This is a genomic window from Streptomyces flaveolus (assembly GCF_000716535.1).
In the GTDB taxonomy this organism is placed as follows: domain Bacteria; phylum Actinomycetota; class Actinomycetes; order Streptomycetales; family Streptomycetaceae; genus Streptomyces; species Streptomyces flaveolus_A.
Map to the genome: position 1 here is coordinate 21094 of NZ_JNWV01000015.1, position 21773 is coordinate 42866.

16 protein-coding genes and 2 pseudogenes are annotated in these 21773 nt (G+C 67.0%); 8 read left to right on the forward strand and 10 right to left on the reverse strand.

Features of this window, described 5'->3' with window-relative positions:
• Window positions 1–157: 157 nt before the first annotated feature.
• Together OO52_RS16930 and OO52_RS49640 are read left to right on the forward strand one after the other, a co-directional pair.
• The gene (locus tag OO52_RS16930) at window positions 158–1342 is read left to right on the forward strand and encodes an IS701 family transposase (RefSeq protein WP_037628968.1); all 1185 of its coding nucleotides are present in this window, start codon (window positions 158–160) and stop codon (window positions 1340–1342) included.
• Window positions 1343–2000: 658 nt separating this feature from the next.
• Window positions 2001–2144 (forward strand): hypothetical protein, encoded by a 144-nt coding sequence (locus OO52_RS49640; protein WP_199819997.1) that lies wholly within the window; start codon window positions 2001–2003, stop codon window positions 2142–2144.
• A 358-nt stretch (window positions 2145–2502) separates the two neighbouring features.
• On the opposite strand, the gene OO52_RS46025 is transcribed toward OO52_RS49640, so the two are convergent.
• The 5 genes from OO52_RS46025 to OO52_RS16960 all read right to left on the reverse strand — a co-directional run bounded on the left by OO52_RS46025 (window position 2503) and on the right by OO52_RS16960 (window position 11455).
• Window positions 2503–6246, reverse strand: a complete 3744-nt coding sequence (locus OO52_RS46025) for an endonuclease/exonuclease/phosphatase family protein (RefSeq protein ID WP_158712499.1) — start codon at window positions 6244–6246, stop codon at window positions 2503–2505.
• Window positions 6247–6520: 274 nt separating this feature from the next.
• Window positions 6521–7606, reverse strand: a complete 1086-nt coding sequence (locus OO52_RS16945) for a hypothetical protein (protein ID WP_158712500.1) — start codon at window positions 7604–7606, stop codon at window positions 6521–6523.
• Between the two features lie 442 nt (window positions 7607–8048).
• A complete protein-coding gene (locus tag OO52_RS16950) occupies window positions 8049–9071 on the reverse strand; it encodes an LLM class flavin-dependent oxidoreductase (RefSeq protein ID WP_030643737.1) in 1023 nt (340 codons plus the stop codon).
• 265 nt (window positions 9072–9336) lie between these two features.
• Window positions 9337–10380, reverse strand: coding sequence for a zinc-binding dehydrogenase (locus tag OO52_RS16955; RefSeq protein ID WP_030643739.1), 1044 nt, complete (start codon window positions 10378–10380; stop codon window positions 9337–9339).
• A gap of 286 nt (window positions 10381–10666) precedes the next feature.
• Window positions 10667–11455, reverse strand: a complete 789-nt coding sequence (locus tag OO52_RS16960; protein ID WP_030643741.1) for an SDR family oxidoreductase — start codon at window positions 11453–11455, stop codon at window positions 10667–10669.
• Between the two features lie 198 nt (window positions 11456–11653).
• On the opposite strand from OO52_RS16960, the gene OO52_RS16965 reads away from it, so the two are divergent.
• Window positions 11654–12523 (forward strand): helix-turn-helix transcriptional regulator, encoded by an 870-nt coding sequence (locus OO52_RS16965; protein ID WP_030643743.1) that lies wholly within the window; start codon window positions 11654–11656, stop codon window positions 12521–12523.
• 679 nt (window positions 12524–13202) lie between these two features.
• Here the strand turns inward: OO52_RS16965 and OO52_RS16970 are convergent.
• The 4 genes and pseudogenes from OO52_RS16970 to OO52_RS16985 form a co-directional block, all read right to left on the reverse strand.
• Complete coding sequence (locus OO52_RS16970) at window positions 13203–13679, reverse strand: cupin domain-containing protein (protein WP_030643745.1); 477 nt, start codon at window positions 13677–13679, stop codon at window positions 13203–13205.
• Window positions 13680–13944: 265 nt separating this feature from the next.
• Window positions 13945–14628, reverse strand: coding sequence for a haloacid dehalogenase type II (locus OO52_RS16975; RefSeq protein ID WP_158712501.1), 684 nt, complete (start codon window positions 14626–14628; stop codon window positions 13945–13947).
• A 38-nt stretch (window positions 14629–14666) separates the two neighbouring features.
• Window positions 14667–15587 (reverse strand): annotated as a pseudogene (locus OO52_RS16980) (NAD(P)-dependent oxidoreductase).
• A 579-nt stretch (window positions 15588–16166) separates the two neighbouring features.
• A complete protein-coding gene (locus tag OO52_RS16985; RefSeq protein ID WP_030643749.1) occupies window positions 16167–17213 on the reverse strand; it encodes an aldo/keto reductase in 1047 nt (348 codons plus the stop codon).
• A gap of 409 nt (window positions 17214–17622) precedes the next feature.
• On the opposite strand from OO52_RS16985, the gene OO52_RS16990 reads away from it, so the two are divergent.
• From OO52_RS16990 to OO52_RS17000, 3 genes are all read left to right on the forward strand, one after another.
• Entirely contained in the window at window positions 17623–17913 is a 291-nt protein-coding gene (locus tag OO52_RS16990; RefSeq protein ID WP_030643751.1) for a putative quinol monooxygenase, read from the forward strand.
• 306 nt (window positions 17914–18219) lie between these two features.
• Window positions 18220–19095 (forward strand): alpha/beta fold hydrolase, encoded by an 876-nt coding sequence (locus OO52_RS16995; protein WP_030643752.1) that lies wholly within the window; start codon window positions 18220–18222, stop codon window positions 19093–19095.
• 270 nt (window positions 19096–19365) lie between these two features.
• Window positions 19366–20247: an alpha/beta fold hydrolase gene (locus tag OO52_RS17000; protein WP_037628970.1), complete on the forward strand. Its 882-nt coding sequence runs from the start codon at window positions 19366–19368 to the stop codon at window positions 20245–20247.
• An 80-nt stretch (window positions 20248–20327) separates the two neighbouring features.
• On the opposite strand, the gene OO52_RS17005 is transcribed toward OO52_RS17000, so the two are convergent.
• Window positions 20328–20804: a hypothetical protein gene (locus tag OO52_RS17005; RefSeq protein ID WP_030643757.1), complete on the reverse strand. Its 477-nt coding sequence runs from the start codon at window positions 20802–20804 to the stop codon at window positions 20328–20330.
• Window positions 20805–20942: 138 nt separating this feature from the next.
• On the opposite strand from OO52_RS17005, the pseudogene OO52_RS47255 reads away from it, so the two are divergent.
• A pseudogene (locus tag OO52_RS47255) lies at window positions 20943–21140 on the forward strand (transposase); the annotation flags it as partial.
• 103 nt (window positions 21141–21243) lie between these two features.
• A complete protein-coding gene (locus tag OO52_RS17010) occupies window positions 21244–21771 on the forward strand; it encodes a GNAT family N-acetyltransferase (protein ID WP_030643759.1) in 528 nt (175 codons plus the stop codon).
• The last annotated feature ends 2 nt before the right edge of the window (window positions 21772–21773 follow it).

Here is a 21773-nt window from a genome sequence, read left to right on the forward strand (position 1 = left end):
CGGAACACCCCCGCGTCGGCGGGGAGGACCAGGCCTTGCGCCCCAGGATCGTGCTGCACGTCGGAGCACCCCCGCGTCGGCGGGGAGGACGGAACAAGGGCTAGTACTGCAACGGTGCTTGCCGTAACTGATGGCCAGGTCGGTCGTTGGTGTTGTTATGGGTGGGGACCTTGCTGATGTCAGGTTGTGGGCGGGTGAACTGGAATCCCTGCATGGGCGGTTCGTGCACCGTTTCAGCAGGTCGGAGCCCAGGGAGTCGGCCCTGGCCTATATGCGGGGCCTGATCGCTCCGCTGCAGCGGAAGAACGGCTGGACACTGGCGGAGGAAGCCGGCCACGCAGGCCCGGATCGCATCCACCGGATGCTGAACCGGATCGAGTGGGACGCCGACGAGGTCCTCGACGATGTGCGCCAGTATGTGGTCGACAACCTCGGCGACCCCGACGCCGTCCTTGTCGTGGACGACACCGGCTTCTTGAAGAAGGGGACACGGTCGGCCGGGGTGCAACGGCAGTACTCCGGCACCGCCGGGCGGACGGAGAACTGCCAGGTCGGTGTCTTCCTCGCCTATGCCACCGACCGCGGGCGGACACTGATCGACCGGCGTCTGTATCTGCCCACCTCCTGGACTGATGACCGCGACAGGTGCCGCCGGGCCGGCATCACTGATGAGGTCGTCTTCGAGACCAAGGTGGCCATGGCCAAGGCGATGGTCCGCCGCGCCATCGCGGACAAGATCCCGTTCCGGTGGGTGACCGCGGATGCCGCCTACGGCTTCTCCAAGGGCTGGCGGTCCGAGCTGGAACGAGCGGACGTCTTCCACGTCATGGCCACCACCCGGCACGACACCGTGGTCACCCGCTGGGCGATCGACCACCCCGTCCACGACCTGTTCAACGGCCTCGCCCGGCAGAAATGGAAGCGCCGTTCCTGCGGCAATGGGGCCCACGGCCTGCGGATCTATGACTGGGCCCGCGTCGAGGTGCGGCCCTGGCACCGCTCCGACCGCCGCCACTGGGTGATCGCCCGCCGCAGCGTCGCCCGCCCGCAAGAGATCTCCTACTACATCGCCTACTGCCCCGCCGAGACCACACTCGACCAGCTGATCCGCATCGCGGGCAGCCGATGGGCCATCGAGGAATGCTTCCAGAGCGCGAAACAGGAATGCGGCCTGGACGACTACCAGGTCCGCCGCTACCCCGGATGGCACCGCCACATGACCCTCGCCATGGCCGCCCACGCCGGCCTGACCGTCCTGCGAGCCCGGCAGCTGGATGCGGACAAAGCAGAAACGGATCCTCCCAGCTCATCCACCTCAGCCTCGCCGAGATACGATGGCTGATCACCCGTCTCACCGACCGCCGACCCAGGCCTGTCGAGCACATCCTGCACTGGTCGACCTGGCGCCGCCGACGACAACACCAGGCTCGCACCAGCCACTACAAACGACGCGGACACAGCCCCTGACCTGGCCACCAGTCACGGCAAGCACCGTTGCAGTACTAGGCGCAGACCCTCCCGTTGCCCGTACGGGACGGGGACTGGGTCCTGGTCGCCGAGGAGTTGCTGAAGGACGCCGTCGACCTGGGGCACGCCGGTTTCCGGGTCTACTGGGATGAGCGCCGGCGCGCGCACGCCGAGCAGCGGCCGCTGCCTGAGCTGACCGAGGTCCTCCAGCGGGAGTGGGCGGCCGGCCTGCCCGAGCACGACATCTCGAGCCTGCTGCGCGAGCTGGTGGTGACCGTCCACGCCGACGCCGGCGTGACCACTAAGGCTCTCTGCGTCTCACCTGCGTCAACGAGCGCATCGTCAAGATCTTCAGCTCTGTGGCCTGCGCCGGGTCTACGTGTTCCACGACTCTGTGGAACAGGCCACACGACACGCTCCCCGGCACGGCGCATTGGCGCGTTGGCCGCGCCCCCTCCATGCCTGAAGGCTCAGTCAGTGCCGTGGGCACAGCAGCCCTGAACGACGGTGCACCGCGGTGAGGCAGCCGAGGCGTGATCGGTGTCCTGGTCTACGACCTCTTCGTGGGTGACGTCCTGCACGCGCGGGACCAGGCCACCAAGCCGCCGGAGGTGGGCTGCACGCGTCCGGTAACCAGCGCAAAGGAGTCGGTGGCCGCCGTCTCACGGCTCGAGTAGGTGCTGCCCGACGATATCCGGGCGGCGCGGCCACCAGGCCACCGATGTCCATGCGGCACGCGGACAGCTCCTTGCCGTCATCGTCGGTGGAGTTCCTCTGCCCAGGGGAAGGCGTCGCGGACGCGGGCGGCGGTGTCCGGCTGGAGCAGTGCGTAGGCCTAGGTGTGCTGTCCCGGGCGGCACTTTCCCCTGCTGATCCTCCCGACCACAGGAGACGGCACACGGGCCGCCTCCAGGCCGGGCAGGAATCGGCGCGCGGCGGTCCCGGGGGGGGCGAGAGTGACTCCGTGCCCGGCCCTCGTCCGGGCGGGCACGGAGTCCGCTGGGCCGCGTCAGGTACTCGGTGACGCGGTGGGGATCACTCGGTGACCGGACTGAAGTCCCACACGTCAGCCGCGTAGTCCGCGCGGTTCCTGACGGTCACCCGGCCGTGCAACGCGCCCCCCGTGAGGTAGATGGGCTCGTCCCGTTCCGCCGGACCCGTGTGGTTGGCCAGCAGCACTCCGTACTGGGCGGGCCGCAGGCACCACAGGAAGCCGTCGGCGTGGGGCACGAACTCGCTCATCGTGACCTGGTTGCCGTCGACGGGTACTCCCGTGTCGTTGGTCGACGCCGCGTACCGTCCGTCGTTGGCCAGGTAGAAGCACTCGTCCGAACCGGTCCGTCCCGCGGGGATCGTGGTGAACCTCTCCTCGGGCGCGTCGTCGTCCTCGTCCAGAACCACGGGGAACTCGTTGATCGCGTCGTTCCAGGCGTTGAGGATCCAGGGCAGGCCGTCCTTGGACTTGAGATGGACCTCCCTGCGGCCGCTCAAATCCTCGACGTCCTGCAGGAACCAGCGCTGGCTCGGCGCCTGGTCGTCCGCATCGTGGGCGAAGAGCGCGCCACCCTTGAGATCGGCCGAGAGGTACTGCTTGGTCGCGTAGTTCTCCAGGCTCCAGGTTCCGTCTCCCTGGTAGTGGGGCTTCCACAGCTGATCCAGTGCGGGGCTCTTCCAAAGCACTATCTTGCCGTCCCGCTGGCCGCCTTCTTGCCCCAGGTAGTAGTTGTAGAACTTCGGGTCCTTGGAGAGCAGGTTGAGATAGCCAGGGTGTTCGGACGACTTCTTCAGGTCGAACAGCAAGTTCGATCCCGGGTTCTTGTAGTCGAACTTCACGTCACCGATGACGTTGCTGCCGGCACTGGCGAATCCCGCAACGTTGACGGTGTGGGCGCTCATCACGACGACGTTGTTCTGGGGAAGTGGTGGCGCACTCGACGGCGCCGGGGAATCGTCCGGCAGATTGGTGAGGTAGTGCCATACGGGGTAGTGGTCAGAGTCGATGTAGTCGTCAAGCAGTGATGATCCGAAGACGTCGACACCGTTGTTCGCGGGAGTGACCGCGTAATCGAGGACATGGGGTGTGCCCGTCCTGCCCGCTGTGGGATGTGTCGCGGCCGCGGTGGAAGCGGTGTTGTAGACGCCCGCGGGAAGGGCGGTGGCGAGATCGCCCGGATCCCGGTTGTAGTCGCCGGCGGCGATCCAGGGCTGCGACTCGTCGCCGCCGGCCCCTAGGTGCTCCATGTGGTGTCCGATGTTATCCAGCAGTTCGGGAGCGTCCTGGCCCTGGTTGTCCGCTCGCGCGTGGATGGTGAAGTAGCCGACGCCGCCCACGCTGATCCCGAGTGCGGGCCGGGAGTAGCCTTGCCCCAGTACCGGGTCGTAGTCCGCCGGCTCGACGACGTGTATGTCCTGAGGAGCGACCGGTGTTCTGCTGGCTATGGCGAGGTTGACCCGGCCGTCATTGGTCGTTCCGCTGTTCGTGTGCAGCCAGTATATGTATCCCACCGTGCGGCTGCGGGTTCCGAGGAGCCGGTACTCCCGGACCGGGGGGTACGTGCCGTCTGGGTGTCGCCAGACGTTCTGCGCGTGGTCTTCGAGGAATTCGAGGCGTGATCCTGTCGGCGGGGTTCCGGCCTCCTGGATGAGGACGATGTGAGCCCCTCGAGGTGCCGCATCCTCCATCATGTAGCGCAGATCATCGTACTTATTGTGTCGCCCTCCGTCCGAGAGTGCGCCTTGCATGTTCCAGTTGACTATGGCGCGGTCGGTACCCGTACGGGGGTCGAGGTCGCCACCGGTCTTGGTCAGGAACAGGGACGGTCGCTTGCCCACGGCGAGGGGCACGACGCCGTGCCCCACGTAGTCCAGGGTCTCCCGGCCGGTCCAGTCCGGGATCGCCTGCCCGTCCGTCTCCAGCGGCTCGAACTGGGTGGGTGCGTTGCTCTTCGAGCCGAACTGGAAGGCGGTGCCGGTCTGCGTGCCGTACGGCGCGTACGGTTCGAACGGTCCGCCGGGACTGGTCTGCTTGATCAGGGTGTTGTTGTAGAAGACGTTCTGCGGTCCGGACGAGCCGGACCACTTGACCGCCTTGGGGCCGGCCGCCCACCAGATGGGGTACCAGGTGCCCTGGTCGATTTCGCCGCCCTCACCGCCGCAGTTCGTCTGGCAGTTGGCCGAGCGATGCTCGTACGGGACCCTGACGGTGTTCTGTTCGAACAGGTTGTTATGTTCCCACCCGCCGTGCAGGTTCAGGTCGGAGTCGAGGTCGTTGCGGAAGGCGACGTTGCCGCTGGCGGACCACTGGAAGGTGAAGTGGCGCAGGTTGCGGCTGAGGTTGTAGGCCCACAGCGAGTTCCACACGCGGCTGCCGCGCAGGTATCCGTTGCCGCCCTTGCCCTTGTTCCAGGCACCGTCGAAGCTGTTGCGCTCGATCTGCAGGTTGAGGGCGTCCTCCGTGACGATCGGGTGCGAACCCGTCATGGTCGCCTTCAGCCCGCGTGCCCAGCTGTTGGCGGCCCACTTGTACACGATGCCGTGCATGGCGTACTCGGGTGCCATGTTGCCGTAGTTGTGTACGGCCTGGTCCGGGGTCAGCTGATACGTTCCGCCACCCAGCTTGGGCAGGCCGTCCATGTCCTGGGTGAAGGCGAAGTTCTCGAACCCGACGCCCTGGACGATCTGCAGCGGGGTGACCTTGGTTGCGTAGGGCTTGTCACCCAGCGCCGCGGAGCCGTCCGAGGTGGAGTCAACCGGCAGGTCCCACTCCAGCGGACGGTCCAGCGTGACCGTCTTCGCGTCGGCGTCGACCCCGGTGACCTTGAACATCTGCTGGCGCATGTGGAGGTCGTCCATCACGCCCTGGTCGGTGACGCCCTGCTGTTCGTAGAACTTGATGCTGTTGGCCGCGCCCACCCAGACGTAACCGCCTGGTGTGAACTTCGACATGGAAGCGGTCGCCACCAGCTGCACGGTCCTGCTGCCCCGCCGGGCGGCGTACCCCGGGTCCTCGGCCGTGGCGGCAACCTTGACGCCGGAGGCCCAGTGCTGGTTGACGGAGCCTTCGAAGATGTCCTTGCGGTTGGCCGGCGCCGCCGCCCAGTCATCCTTGTACCGGTCGGCGACGTCCCGGGTCTGCACCCGGAACATGCCGCGCCCCGGCCACATCCAGCCGCCGGTTCCTTCGTCGCTGCCGGTACCGGCCTTCATGCTGTCCTGGTCCCAGCGCCCGTTGACCACCGTGTCGTAACGGGTGTTGAGATCCGGCCGGAACACCAGCTTCGTCCCGCCGTCGCCGGAGCCGTGCCCGCGCACGATCAGGAAGCTAGCGTCGACGTAGACCTGGCGGGTCAGATCGATGCGTCCGGACGGCAAGGTGATGAGCGAGAGCTGGTCGTAGCTTGCCGACGGCGAGCACTGGCTCTTGATGTCGTCGATCGCCTTCTGCAGCCCGGTGGTGTCGTCGGCCCCGTCGTCCGCTCTCACTCCGTACTGGGACGACAGTACTTCCGGAGAGATGCGGCAGGACGCGTCGTCGGTCACCTCCCCGTTGCCGGGCAGCGGCGCGCCGCTCCGGTAGCCCACGCGCGACCAGTCCGGCAGGCCGGGGGCCGAGGTGGTTCGGTTGGCGCTGGAGAGATCCGGTCCGTCAGCGTCAGGGCCAGCTGTCACCGTTGCGGCCGTCGCCGAGGCGGTCGTCGACGGGCCGGAGGCGAACGCCGGCAAGGAGATGGACAGCAGCAGGCCGGACAACAGCGCTGCCGTGGGTCTGAAATGTCTCACACGAGCTCATTTCTGCGTCAATGTGTGATGTTGATGGCGATGTCGAGTCACTTCGGTGCGCGACGTGTCCCGTCACTCGCACCGCTGCCCGAAATGCGGTTCTGCGCGATCGGGTTGCTGTCGGCGGTTCGTGCCGTACGCCGAAGCGCGACCGGTCCTGACACCGACGCCCGGCGTCGGTGTCAGGACCGGGATGTTCACGCGGCAGTCGAGGTCATGGTGCTTCCCGCCACCGGCGGCAACCGGTGTGGGGCCACCACGACCGGCAGGACCACTAGGGTGCCGGGGGCGTGGGCAGACCGCGGAAGTCGGCGGCCTGCTTCCACACCACTCCGGTGGTGCCGCCGCCGGAGCCGGTGATGATGTCGTAGACGAGGGGTCCGCTGCTCTGGGCGAGCGGGGCGACGTTGGTCCAGCCGTAGCCGGAGTCCTTGAAGTTGCCCAGGACGTCGCCGTGCCGATTGATCTCGTAGTTGCCGATCGTCCCGTCGTAGTCCCGGAAGGTGATGACCCCGTAGCCGTTGTCGGTGAGGGCGACAGAGGGGGTGCTGGTCGTGTACGGCCCGACCTTCTTCGGGTTGGTCCAGGTGGAGGAGCCGTACTGCTGCCGCGCCATGTACACGTTGAAGTCGGTGCCCTCGAAGGCGAGGACGACCTGGTTCCACGGAGCCGGGTCGTTGCCGTCGTTCACCTGGGCGGCGAGTGACGGCGCGTCCTGGCTGCGGGCATTGGGAACCGCCTGCGGAGCGTTGAACGTCGTGGTCGCGGCGTCGTAGTACATCGTCCAGACGTCGTCGGTGGTCTGGCTGTTCCAGGCGAGCATGTAGGAGTTGCCGGGGAGCGCCGCCGCCGCCACGGGCTGATTGGTGTTGGTGCGGGCGTCGTTGGGGACCTGCGTGGCGTTGGGCAGTGTCCCGGGCAGCTGGTAGCTGGTGGTCAGCTGGATGCGGTGCTGATAGATGTGGCCGTCCTTGCCGGTGTGGAAGATCCGGAAGTTACCTCGGCCCCCGTCGTTGGTCCAGATCACCGTCGGGGCGGCATATGTCTGCGCGTGATCGGTGGACCCGGCCGTCGCCGGCAACGGGTAGGCAGGCCCGTTGTTCAGCGAGATCCAGATGTTGTCGTTGTCCGAGCCGCGCCAGGCGTGCAGGACGTTGCTGAGGTTGTCCCGCGCCTCCCCCTCGGTGCTGCTGCTCCTTATCTGCCCGCCCGAGTACGTCACCGGCTGCCATCCGGTACCGGCACCGGGAAGGTCGGCGAGGGCAGGGCTCGCCACTCCGAGAACAGCAGCGGCAGCAGCGAGGACCGGCGCCGCACGCCGGATCGTCTTCGCCTTGTTGAACACTTCTTCTCCACTCATCGTTCATACGCGAGACACGTCGCGATCGCCGCGGAATCCCACGCAATGTCGGGGCGCTGGCGCACATCAGCCAGGCAGGACAACGTCCACCCCCTGTGGCACACATGTGTGTTGCACAGATAGTGGAGGTGGGTGTTTGCCAGCAGAAACTTTAAGCATGATTGATGCGTCAAGCAAATCCATCACGCCTGCTTGGCCCACATCGCGCGGAACGTACGTCCCATCGCAACCGCAAGCGCGGGGCAGGCACACAAGTGTCACCCATGTCCCGGACATGGGTGACACTTGTGGCTACGCCTGCTTCCCCGACAACACATCCAGGCCGACGTGCGACGTCAGGCGGAGAACCGCAGGAAACCGGTCACCGCGTGCCCAGGCAGGTTTCTCCCCCGACGGGAAGCCGGCCCACCGGTGCGGGATAGCGTGCTCGCCGGCGACGCGGTCAGCGCCAGCCGAGCTCCGGTGCCACGTGGGTGAGAATGCTCTCCAGCAGGTGGGTGTTGTAGTCGACACCGAGCTGGTTCGGGATGGTCAGGAGCAGGGTGTCCGCGGCCTCGATCGCCTCGTCGTTCCGCAGCAGCTTCACCAGCTCCTCCGGCTCGGCGGTGTAGGAGCGCCCGAAGACGGACCGGGTCGTGTCGCCCAGCATGCCGACATAGTCCCGGGAGTTGCGGTCGCGGCCGAAGTAGGCGCGATCCAGTTCGTTGGTCAGGGCGAAGATGCTGCGGCTGACCGACACTCGCGGCTCGCGGGTGTGGCCCGCCTTCCGGTACGCCTCGCGGTACGCCTCGATCTGCTTGCGCTGCTGCACGTGCAGCGGTTCCCCCGTCTCGTCCTCCTTCAGCGTCGAACTCTGCAGGTTCAGCCCCAGCTCGGCGGCCCATACGGCGGTCGCGTTCGACGCGGAGCCCCACCAGATCCGGTCGCGCAGTCCCTCGGAGTGCGGTTCTATGCGCAGCAGCCCGGGCGGATTGGGGAACATCGGCCGCGGGTTGGGCCGGGCGAAACCCTCGCCGTCGAGCACCTTCAAGAAGGCCTCGGTGTGGTGGCGAGCCATGTCGGCGTCCGTCTCGCCCGGCGCGGGGTTGTAGCCGAAATAGCGCCACCCGTCGATCACCTGCTCCGGTGAGCCTCGGCTGATGCCCAGCTGCAACCGGCCACCTGAGATGAGGTCCGCTGCGCCCGCGTCCTCGGCCATGTACAGCGGGTTCTCGTAGCGCATGTCGATCACGCCGGTGCCGATCTCGATCCTCGAGGTCCGCGAACCGATCGCTGCGAGCAACGGGAACGGGCTGGCTGCCTGCCGGGCGAAGTGGTGCACTCGGAAGTACGCGCCGTCCAGGCCGATCTCCTCGGCGGCGACCGCGAGGTCGATGGACTGGAGCAGCACGTCCGAGGCCGACCGGGTGAGGGAATGCCCGTTGGGCGACCAGTGGCCGAAGGAGAGAAATCCGATCTTCTTCACGTTGTTTCCAGCGGTTCGGGTTGTGTTCGTGTCGGCGGTGGGTCAGGTGGTGATCCACGCACGGGCTCCGGGGGCGAGAAGCGCGCGCGGGAGGGTGGGCTGTGTCAGCGATGTGAGCGGCGCCGTGGGAGCCATGTGAGGGGCGGCCGGTCGCCCCGGCGTTGGCTCCGCCGTCGCGGGGCGTTCCTGCGCGGAAGGGTTTGCGCGGGAGCGTTAGCGTGGGGGGTGCGGCTTGCGGCGGCACCCCTCACGCCTGTGCCTGGGGTCAGGGCTTGATGAGCACCTTCAGGCTCTTGCGGTCGGCCATGTCCTGGTAGCCGGCCGGGACACCGTCGAGGTCGGTGGTGGCGTCGAGGACCTTTCCGGGCTCGATCGTGCCGTTGAGGATGTCCGGCATCAGTTCCTCCATGTAGGCCCGGGCCGGTGCGGGGCCGCCGGCCAGGCGGATGTTGTGGCGGAAGAGGCTGCCGAAGCCGATGGGTGCTTCCTCGTACTGGGGAGCGCCGACCCGGCTGATGACCCCGCCCGGTCGGACGATGCCGAGGGCCTGGTCGTAGGCGGGCCTGGTGCCGACGGCTTCCAGGACCACGTGCGTGCCGTGGCCGCCGGTGAGTTCACGGACCGCTTCGACGCCCTCTTCGCCGCGGGCGGAGACGACGTCGGTCGCGCCGAACTCGCGGCCGAGGTCGGTGCGAGCCTGGTGGCGGCCCATGAGGATGATCTGTTCGGCGCCCAGCCGCTTGGCGGACAGGACCGCCAGCAGGCCGACAGCCCCGTCGCCGATCACGGTGACGCGGGTGCGCTCGTTGACTCCGCCCGCGACGGCGGCGTGGTAGCCGGTGCCGAGGACGTCGGCGAGTGTCAGCAGGGACGGGATGAGGGCCGAGTCCTGGGCGACGGGGAGCTTGAGGAGGGTGCCGTCGGCCAGAGGGACGCGGATGGCCTCGGCCTGGCCGCCCTCATCCGGCACGAGGTCCCAGAAGTTCGCCTCCGGGTGGACACAGGAGGTGTGCAGGCCCTCACGGCAGAACTCACAGGTGTTGTCGGAGACGGCCCACGCGGAGACGACCAGGTCGCCGCGTTTGACGGTGGTCACCTCCGAGCCGGTGTCTTCGACGATGCCGAGGAATTCGTGGCCCATGCGGGCCGGACCGTCCTCGGGCTTCATCGAGGCGTAGGGCCACAGGTCCGTGCCGCAGACGCACGATGCGGTGATCCGGACCAGGGCGTCGGTCGGGTGCTTGATGACGGGGTCGGGGACGTTCTCGACGCGGACGTCACCGGCGCCGTACATGAGGGTGGCTCGCATCACTGATGCTCCATTTCAGATGGTGCACTGGCGGGTGGGGTGGATCAACCGACCCGTCGAGGGCGCGGCCTTGCCATGGCCTGGTGGTCCTACGGCAGGCCGTGTGAATCGGGACGACCTTGATGGCGGTGCCGTGGCCTCCCCGGGGGAAGGGACGGGGATGCGCTGTGAGGGTGGGGGTGAGGACAGTCGCGGCCCCAGTCTCACTTCTTGTGGAACCATCTACGGGCTGCACGAAGATTTGCGCTTTCGTGTCCTGTACGGCGTCGCCCTGGCCGGACCGGTGTCAGCTGGGCTGGGCGGTGGGCATGATGAAGACCTGGGGGAGGTTGACGCGCAGGGGCAGGGAGGCGATGAAGCCGACGGTCTGCGCGATGTCGATCGACTGGAGCCAGTCGATGGTGTCCTTGGACCCTTCCAGCCATTCGCGGGCGCCGGTGTCGGTGACGTGGTCCTGCAGTTCGGTGCCCACGATGCCGGGCTCGATGGCGGAGACCCGTACCTTCTTCGGGCCCAGCTCGATGCGCAGGTGCTTGGAGAGGTGGGAGACGAAGGCCTTGGTGCCGGCGTAGACGGCGAAGGTCGGGTAGAGGTTCTGCGCGGCGCTGGAGGAGGTGTTGATCAGGTCGGCGACACCGCGTTCCTGCGCGGCGCGCACCAGCTGCGGGGTGAACGCGCCGATGACGTTCATCAGCCCGGAGACGTTCAGGTCGATCTGCCGCTGCCACTGGTCGGCGCGCAGTTCCTCGACGGGACCGGGCAGCATGACGCCGGCGTTGTTGAACAGCAGGTCCGCGCCGCCCAGCTCGGCCTCGACACGGTCGGCCGCGGCCCGCACCGCGGCGGGGTCGGTCACGTCGACGGCGATCGCGACCGCGGTGCCGCCGTTCTTGCCGATGCGCGCGACCAGGTCGTCCAGCCGCTCCGCGCGCCGTGCCAGCACGGCGACCTTGGCGCCCAGCGACGCCAGGTGCTCGGCCGACGCCTCGCCGATGCCGCTGGACGCGCCGGTGACGACGGCCACCCGGCCGTCCAGGGGCCTGGCGGAGGCCGTGGCAGAGGTCTCGGTGGTCATGAGGTAACACCTTCCAGAAGAAACAGTGAGCAGAGGCAGGGGGGCTGCGGACGGCAGCCGTCGCGGTCGGTTCCCGCCTTCCAAGCACACCACCGCGCGACCGTCCCGCACGGCCCGCAGGTGGCCCTGGCAAGGCAGGTACTGACAGGACCACCCAGCGCGGCGCGGGCAGCGCGCGGGCAGGCGAGACTGGAAGGCATGGACCGCAGCAGCGAGATCGCCGCCTTCCTGCGCACCCGCCGCGCCCGGGTGAGCCCTGAGTCTGCGGGACTGCCCGCCGACGGGCGCACCCGACGCGTCCCCGGCCTGCGCCGCGAGGAAGCAGCCCGCCTGGCGGGCGTGAGCACCGAGTACTACACCCGCCTGGAACAGGGCCGGGCCGCGCACCCCTCGCCCGAGGTGGTGGACGCCCTGGCCCGCGCCCTGCGCCTGGACGCCGCCGAGCGCGAGCACCTCACCAACCTCCTCGCCCGCCCGGGCGCGCGGCGGGCCCCGGTCAACCCGCAGCGGGTCCGTCAGGGGCTGCACCTGATGCTCCAGACCCTGGACGAGGTACCCGCCTTCGTCATCGGCCGGCGCACCGACGTCCTCGCCTCCAACCCTCTGGCCCGCGCCGTCCTCACCGACTTCGAGGCACTGCCCGTCCAGCGGCGCAACCTGGCCCGCTACTACCTGCTGGACCCCGAGGCCCGCGAACGCACCGCCGACTGGGAACAGATCGCCGCCGAGACCGTGGCCATGCTCCGCCTGGAGGCGGGCCGCTGCCCCCAGGACCGCCGGCTGGCCGACCTGATCGGCGAACTGACGCTCAAATCACCCGAGTTCAGCACCTGGTGGAACGACCACCGCGTCCTGCGACGCAGCCACGGCACCATGCGCTACCGCCACCCCCTCGTCGGCGACCTCCACTTCTCCTACGAGTCACTGCAACCGCCCGGCGACGACAACCAGACACTGTGCGTCTACCTCCCGCAACCCGACACCACCACGGCCGAATCCCTGCGCATCCTCAGCAGCTGGGCCACCAGCCCCACCCCGGCCGAACGGCGGTCCGGACCCGGCACCTGACCCCCTGGATCGCAGCAGGGCCACGGGCAGTGCACCCGGGCGATCGAGATCTCCTTATCCGGTCTCTGGATACGAACGCGGAAGCCCCGACATAAGCGGTTGATCGCCTAACCTCGATCTTTCGTGATGGGGCGCCGACGGAGTCTGGGGCCCGTTTCGTTGTCGGTGGCCGGGGGCGGGTAGGCCAGGGGCCCGGGTGTCGTCTCGGGTGGACACCGGGTTCCATTGCTCCGGCCTGGGCTGGCACCCTCGCAGGAGCGGGAAGGATGCTGGTCAGCCGGGGTGCGGCAGGAGTGCAAGACGTTCGAGGGCGCGTGTGACCTCACCGCTCCAGGGTCAGTCGGCCGCGATGCGCGGATACGGCGCCGGCCGGTGGTGACGAGCTGGGCGGCTGTGGAGACCGCCATCACCAACGCCGTCGACACGACGAGGCGATCCAGGCCGCGGACACCTTGCTGCTGACCGTCCCGAACCAGCTCAGGGCCTCACCCGCGTGGCTCCGGAACTCGGCTGGCGCTGACATCGCTCCGGACGGACCAGGCACAATCACGGCCAGGCGGTGGTGGAAGGCGACTACCAGGCTCGGAACACGAGGCCGCCCCACCTTCATGACGATGAGGTGGTCGGCTCAGCAGGCCGCCTGTAACAGATTGTCCCGGGCTCACATGTCGGATCGCTGTCATTCTGCGAACAAGGACTGCAGGTTCACCACGACCGGCTCCTGGGTGCTGCGCGCAATCACCACGACGGCTTCATCGTCCGGATCGGGGTTCTCCTCCCGATGCGCAACGTATGGGGGCACGTAGACGTAGTCCCCCGGGCCTGCCTTCACCCTCTTCTCGCACGGCTGGCCTTCGGACTTCTCGGCGTAGACGAATTCGGGATGTCCGCTGACAACGTAGATCGCCGTCTCCGACTCACCATGATGGTGATCGCTGGAGGAAGTCCCTGGGGCAACACGGGTCTCCCCCATCCAGATCCGGCGAGACCCTGCGAGTTCGCCGCTGATCGCCGCGAATCTCCTCATGCCTCCGCCGCTCTGCGCGGTACTACCGTCGAGCTCACCGGCCCTGACGTGGCGAATGCCCGGCCGCGCCGGCAACCCAGATCCGGATAGGTCAGGATGAAATGCATCAAAACGACTAGAATCGTCCATATATGGACGTTATGTCATGTATTGGCGATGCCGCAACCACGCGTAGCAGGTGAGGCGACCCGAACGGTCTGCGGCGCTACCGCCATGGTCTCCCGGGCGCCGCGTGCACTTCCACACTGATCAGCATCCGGGCGGGACTTCGCGTCGCTGCCTACGAGCGCAAGCACGTCGCAGGGTACGCACGCGTGGCCGGACATCTCGTTCTGTGCCGCGAAGCCGGTACTGCCCCGGCACGCAGATCGAGTGTCCGCGGTCATGGCGGGCGTTACCCCGCGAGCTGGCCAGCTAGATCTGACAAGTCTCGAGCCTGCACGTCGAAGGCGCCCGGTGAGCTCGCCTGCGCTTCACCCGGGCGCGACAGGAAGGCCGTCGCGACGCCGTGTTCGGCTGCTGCGCGAAGGTCCCACTCGTGCGCGGCAACCATCATCGTCGTACCCGGCTCTAGTCCGAGGATGTCGAGCGCGAAGCGGTAGACCGCGGGATCGGGTTTGTACGTCCTCACGGCCTCCGACGACAGGACGCAGTGCCATCTGAGGCCACCCGCTGCAGACAGACGAGTCAGACCGGCGAAGCTCGCATTGGACAGTGCCACTACCGTGAAGGAGTCAGCCAGTATGCCCAGCCAGCGCGGTGAATCGGGCCAGGGCCGCAGCCGATGGGTGGCGAAGGCGAGGTCCCGCAGGGCCTGCCGCGGCAGGCTTCCCATGCCCAGCCCTGTTACGGCGTTGTGCAATGCGTCCCGCGTCAGCTCGTCGTGGGACTTCCACACGGCCCGTTTTGAACGAACGTCCGTCATCGCGTCGTTGAGAATCGTGAGCCACGTTTCCACCAACGGCTGTGCCTGCTCCGGGTCCGTCCCGTTCGCAGACAGTACTGAGCGCGTCGCAGAGTTCAGCGATCCATGAAGGTCGACGACAGTACCGAAAACGTCGAACAACAAGGTGGACACGGACACCGTCTGCGCGCCACCGCTTACGGGGCCTTTCATCATGAGTTCATCACCCCTGTCGTTTCTGTGCCGACCTCGCGCGCGTCGATTCCGGAGAGCTGCTCAACCAGCAGTAGCAGAGCACTATGATCCAGATGTCCGCAGCCCTGCGCTTTCAGCGCTCCCACAAGATACGAGACGTTAGCAGCCAAAGGGGCAACTACGCCTGCCTCGCGGGCCGCATCGTTGAAGATGCCGAGATCCTTGTGGTGCAGACTCACCCGGAAACCCGGTGTGAAGTCCCTGGCACGCATGGAAGGGCCCTTGCTGCGCAGCACCGCACTGCCTGCCAAGCCTCCGCCGATTACTTCAAGAGCCTTCCCCACCTCCACTCCGTGGGCGCGAAGGAAGGTAAGAGCTTCCGCCACCAGTTGGATGGTGCCGGCGACAATGAGCTGATTGGCCGCCTTGACAGTCTGACCCGAGCCGACGCGGCCGACGTGCACAATAGTCGCCCCGACCTCGGAGAGCACTGGCAGCGCGGCAGCGAAGTCGGCTTCCGAGGAGCCCACCATGATGGCTAGGCGGCCGTCTTTGGCGCCTTGCTCTCCTCCGCTGACCGGAGCATCGAGGAACCGGAGGCCACGCCCGGCGGCCGTGTCCGCGACCGCACGCGCAACGTCAGGACGGATGGTGCTCATGTCGATGAGAAGGGAGCCGGGTCTGATGTTGGCGATCACGCCGTCGGGGCCGGTGTAGACCGAGGTCACATCGGGTTAGTCGGGAAGCATCGTGATCACGACGTCCGAATCGGTCACGGCCTCCGCAACCGATAGGGCACCACGCCCCCCGGCGGCTACGAATTCCGCGACCCGAGCAGGGCTCCGGTTGTACCCCACCACGTCGAACCCGGAACGCAGAAGGTTGAGGGCCATAGGGGCACCCATGGTCCCGAGACCGATGAAAGAAATGGTGGTCATGTGTCTGCTCCCATTGTCCTCATGGTTTCCATGACGGCGCACGGCCGCACGATGGTGGAACGAAAGAAGGATGTCAACGAAGAGAACGCTGGTTCGGGGATGATATCGACGATGCAGTGTCATGCGTGTCAAGGTCGGCAGGGCGCGCCGCTAGCAGGCCGGCGGAGGGTGGATCGATGAAAATGGCTGGCACCGGGAAGTTCTGGAGACTGTTTGCATGCTGTCCCTGTCCCCAGGGATATCGAATTCCTCCACGGCCCGCAGGAGATCGGACAGCTACGCGAATGAAACCTGCGCCTGTAGCTCGATCTCATGGAGTGAATTGGCCCGGTATTCCGCTGGTAGGTGAGGCCCCCGGCTACCAAGGACACGCCGTTACCCGAATCCCGTGCACGAGCGTGCGCGAACTTGCTGCCGCCCGGGGGCTCATCACGGGGAACGCCTAGGGTGATGGACCGGCCAGCTCGGCGCGCTCAAAGAAGCCCTGCTCCAAGCCGGCGTTATCGGGATTCCTCCACCGCCTCCGTCGTCACTGATGTCACGGCGGCCCTCAAGAAGCGCTACGGCACTCCTCGCCGGTCACCTGGCTGGACGGTGCAAGGCGAGGTCCGGCTCGCTGAAGCGGCCGGAGACCGCATTGGCCTGGTGCCAGTGCGGATAGATCAGGTCCGGTGCGCTGACCTTGTCGAGCCGGTCGATGTCCTCGCCGCTCAAGTGCACGTTGACGGCGCCGAGATTGTCGGCCAGTTGCTCGTCCTTGCGGGCGCCGACGATCACCGAGGTCACGCCCGGCTTGGCGAGCAGATAGGCCAGGGAGACCTGGGCGGGCGAGGCACCGTGGGCGGAGGCGATGTCGACGACGGTCTCGATGGTGTCGTAAAGCCTGTCCTCGTCACGCACGGGGGGTTCTGACCACTCGGTGAGGTGGCGGCCGTCGCCTGCCTGCCGCCCGCGCCGGTACTTGCCCGAGAGCAGACCGCCGGCGAGCGGGCTCCACACCATGATGCCCAGGCCCTGGTCCAGGGAGAGCGGCACCAGCTCGTACTCGGCGTCACGTGATTCCAGCGAGTAGTAGATCTGGTTGCTGACGAAACGCTCATAGCCGTGCGCGTCGGCCACGCAGAGCGCCTTCATCAGCTGCCAGCCCGAGTAGTTGGAGACACCCAGGTAGCGGACCTTGCCGGACCGCACCAGGGAGTCGAGGGTTTCCATGGTCTCCTCGAGGGGTGTCAGCCCGTCCCACTCGTGGACGTGGTAGATGTCCAGGTGATCGGTGTTCAGACGGCGCAGGCTGGCCTCAATCTGGCCGAGGATGTGGTGACGCGACAGTCCCTCGTCGTTGGGGCCGGAACCCATCGCCATACGCACCTTCGACGAGATCAGCAGCTGGTCGCGCCGCCCCGCGATCGCCTGGCCGAGGATCTTCTCCGCCACACCTGCCGAGTACATGTTCGCGGTGTCGACGAGGTTGACACCGGCGTCGAGGCACATGTCGATCTGGCGCCGGGCACCTGCCAGATCGGTCTGCCCGACGTTTCCGAAGACATCGCCGCCGCCGAAGGTCATGGTGCCCATGGCCAGCGCGGACACCCGCAGGCCGGACCGGCCCAGTCGCCTGAATTCCATGATGTTCATCCTCCGTCCCCATTGCATGACTACCACGACTGGGGTGTGCTCGCCTCCCAGGCCTGGCAGCTGCGCCAGCGACGAAGCGCGCCTTTCCGCCGGATTCGGTGCGCTCCTAGGTGAGACACGCGCGCAGGCCGAGGGACTCGCCGCGACCGGTCTTATCGGCACGTTCGCCCAGATGGAGGCCCTAAGCGGTTCACCTTCGCAGACGAGTCGTCGCGTTGAGCGTTGGACCAACTACGTAATGCCGTTTCATCAGTCCCGCTGCGGCTCGACACCAGCGTTAAGAATGCCTGGCGCGGCGCCGTCCCCCGGGTCTCTACGCGTAGGCAGACGAGCCCCCCAGATGCGTAACGAGGTAGTACGTCGGAAGATGGCGTGTGACGCCTTGCGACAGGAGGGCGAAATGATCATCCTTAATGTCTTCTTCGACGTAGCTCAGCAGCATGAGGCGGAATTCCTGAAACTGCTGAACAACATGGTGGTGGAGTCCAACAAGGAGGACGGATGCCACCTGTACCAGCTGTGGCGCAACGACCATGATCCGTACAGTTACGCCCTGATCGAGCACTGGGAGTCTCAGGAGCATCTGACCGCGCACGGCAAGACGCCGCACTGGATCCACTTCAACGACACCGTCAACGGCTACCTGAAGTCGGACTACGACGAGCACCACTACGAAGAGATCCCTCGCTGAGCCGAGTGCCCGCGCGGCCTAAGCGATGCCGCGGGACATTTGAGAACGGCGTGCAGAGGCGACGCCCCCCGTACGACGCCTACAGGCCCCACGACGTCGCTCAGAGGGCCGGCTTCATCGCCCGCTCCCTCCGCTACGCGTCGGCGTCCCGCAGGTCGTCATCATGCCGACGGCCCGGCTGACCCATACCATGTTTCACCTGCACTTTCGATTCACAGCAGGACGAAGCGCTGGAAACGCCGAGACTTCATCACACCCGATCGAAGCTCCCAAGCATCCTTACGCTCACACCTGGAGGCGATCCGCATGCCTTTCTCCAAGCCCATACAGGGTTTCCGGAACTACTACGAACGCTCCGGCAGCGGCACGCCCGTCGTCCTCGTCCACGGGAATCCGGGCGACCACATGGAGTTCTCGCGCGTGGTTCCGCTTCTGGGCGACGACGTCGACGTACTTACCCCCGACCTGCACGGGTACGGCAAGTCCGACAAGCACCTGGAGAATGTCGGCAATGCCTACTCGCTCACCGGCCAGGTCGACGCCGTCATCGCGCTCATCGACGACTTGGGCATCAGCAATGCCGTGCTGTGCGGTTACGACGTGGGAAGCTTCACCGTTCAGACCATCGCGATGAAGCGCCCGGACCTTGCGCACTCCCTGGTCATCGCTCCGCCGACTCTAGGGGTCGGACGGCGCATCCTGGAGGAGAGGGCCGTCAACGCGTTCCTGCATGCCATCTTGTACAAGACCCGGCTGGTCGAGGACCTGATCGACGGAAAGCCGGAAGCCGTACGTGCAGCCTTGCGAGAGAACCTGGAGAGCTGGTCACCCCCCGGCTCACCCGCGGTCGACGTACTCCTCGACCACCTCACTGAGAATCACTCGAAGCCGGGCGAATTCGTCGCCAGCGCGATGTGGTTCCGCTACCCCGAAGGCAACCCCATCACCTTCTACGCCAATGAGACGAAACCAGCGCCGGAGGACCGGTTCTCGAAGAACCTCACCATCCTGTGGCCGGACAGCGACGCGCTCTTCCCCACGGAATGGAGCGACACGCTCGACGACTACTACAGCGACTACGATCTCCACTTCATGGAGAACACGGGGCACTTCAGCCCTGTCGACTCCCCGGAGACCTGGGCGGAGCACATCCGCAAGCACGTACAGGCCGCGGCGAAGTAGCCGAGCGCCCACGCAAGCGCACGGCCGTTGTCGTCGTGTGTTTCGGTGTGCCGGTTGGAGAGGCAGGTGGCGTGTCTGATCGGCTCCGGTGAGTGGTGTGTGAACGGCACCGTCGCGCCAACCGAAGGTTCCCTTCTGGCTCTCGGGGGGCGTCGGCTGAAGCCGGACAGCTACGTGCTGGACGCGTACATCACCGCTCCGCGACCGACGGAACCTCACAGGTTGCCGGACTCCACCGGGAGAAGTACCGTGCCTAATTTTCAACACAACATGTTCGAGCACGAGGGTGTCCGACTCCATTACGTGACCGCTGGCACATCCCCGGTCCAGGGCGGGGGCGACCGGACCATCGTATTGCTCCACGGCTGGCCACAGACATGGTGGCAGTGGCGCCACATCATAGGGCCGCTTCGTTCTGACGGCTGGTTCGTCGTGGCACCGGACGTCCGAGGAGCCGGCGGCTCGTCGAAGCCCGCGGGCGGCTACGACAAACAGACCATGGCGCGCGACATCAGGGCGCTGCTGCGGCACCTCGGCGTGCAGAAACCGATCACGATCGTCAGCCACGACCTCGGGATGCTGGTCGGCTACGCGTACGCCTCCCTATGGCCTGACGAAGTCGCTCGCCTCATGGTCTCCGAGGCACCGATCCCAGGCACCGTCGGATACGAAAAAGCTGTCGCGACGAGCAAGTACAGCGAGAACAGGATCTGGCACTTCCACCTGCACGGCGCAGCGGACAACGCTGCCGAGATGCTCATCGAGGGCCACGAGTTCCCGTACCTTCGATCGTTCTACGTCAGGCTGAGTGCGAACCCCGATGCCATCTCGATCGCGGACGCGGAGCGCTACGTCGCCGACTACACGCAACCAGGAGCCATGCGGGCAGGCATCGAGCTCTTCAGGGCGTTCGAGAAGGACGCAGAAGACAATCAGCGCATCTTGGCGGAGAAGGGGAAAATAAGAATGCCTGTGCTGGGGCTGGGAGGTACTGCCAGCTTCTTCCTTCCCATAGCCGAGCAGATGCTCTCAGAGGTCGCCGAGAACGTCACGGTACGAGCAGTGGAAGACTCCGGTCACTGGATGGCCGAAGAGCAACCGGAGAAACTCCTAGAACGCTTGCTCGAATGGTTCCAGGAAACCGGTGCGTAACCGCGGAAAGCGCCCGTGGTCGCGCCCGGCCTCGCCCGGGCCACGGTGGTGAGCAGGCGGGCTTGGGGTGGCCGGTCCGTTCAGCCCTGGGTCGGATCCGGCTGCGAAGGGCGGCCGATGTGGGCCCCTCCGTGGATGACACCGGCTGCGATCGAGCCCTTCTCAGCGCGGATGTCCACGTTGCCGCCCACGGCCAGTCCGCCCTCGCCTGCCGACGCCCCGAGTTGGCGGGTGTGGTGGGCCAGCAGGGCGCGCAGTTCCTCAACGGCCTGGGCTCGCTCGGTATCCTCCAAACTCTCCAGAAGGGCCTCGATACGGGCCTGCCACGCCGCCTCCTGACGGATGCGTTCCCGCTCGATCACGCCAGCGTCCGCCGTCTCGAGCTCGCCCGCGGTCCGGTCCAGGCGCTCGAGTTCCACCCGCTCGCGCTGCCTGTCGCCCCGGCCGAACCAGCGTGCCACCGCCTGCCGCAGCCCGGTCCACGCATCCGTCCCCGCGGACTGCACCACCGCGGCCCCGCCTGCTGCGGCCAGCGCCGTCAACGCCTGCTCCAGCATCCCCGTTCCTCCCCCTCCCTCAGGCCAGATGACCTCCCCGACACGGCAGCGCCGCGTCCGGCGCACGCATCCGTCAAGAGGGGACACGCACCACGTCCGCGTGTTGCCGCCATCGGCGCTTGGGTCTCATCCCTCCCCATGTTCTCCCACCCTCAGTCCTCCCGGTCCCCGCCATCGCGGGCATGCGGGTCGCCCCTGCTGCCCGGTGCTGACGGTCGTGGGCGGCCGTGGCGGGATCACCGGCAGGTGGTCAACGAGGTGCTGTGGCGGCTGCGGACCGGTGCTCCCTGGCATGATCTGCCGGAACGAAAACGCTATGGACTGTGGCAGACGGCCTAACTGATCGTTTCAGAATGAAGCGCTTGGCCAGAAGCGTCGGATCTCGCGGCTTACATAGGCTGTCCGGTCTCATCCGACGCACCACCATGAGGATCAGCCCATGCACAACAGCACCAGGATCCGCCTGATAGAGCCCAGCGACGCCGCCGCGATCGCCGCGCATAGGGTGCGAGACTTCGAGGCTTTCCGGCCATGGGAACCCGCCCAGCCGGCCGACTTCTTCACCCCGGAAGGCCAGGCGGAGCGGATCGGCAGGCTGCTGGCCGGATACCGGGCCGGCACGGTCTGGCCGGGCGTGGTGCTCGCCGACGACCAGGTGATCGGGCAGGCCACCGTCGGAGGCATCCTGCCGCAGCCACACCTTCGCCGCGGTTCCGTCGGTTACTGGATCGCCAGCGTCGCCCAGCATCAAGGGCACGCCGGGCGCGCCGTCGGGCTTGTACTCCGGGTGATGACGGATGAACTCGGGTTGCACCGCGCTGAGGCGTCCACCCATCTGGAGAATCTGCCGTCGCAACGGGTACTGCGCCGCAACGGGTTCAGCCCGTATGGCGTCGCGCACTCCTCGATCTTTCTCGACGGGAGCTGGCGAGACGGGCTGCTGTGGGAGCGGGTCCTGGGCGACTGACT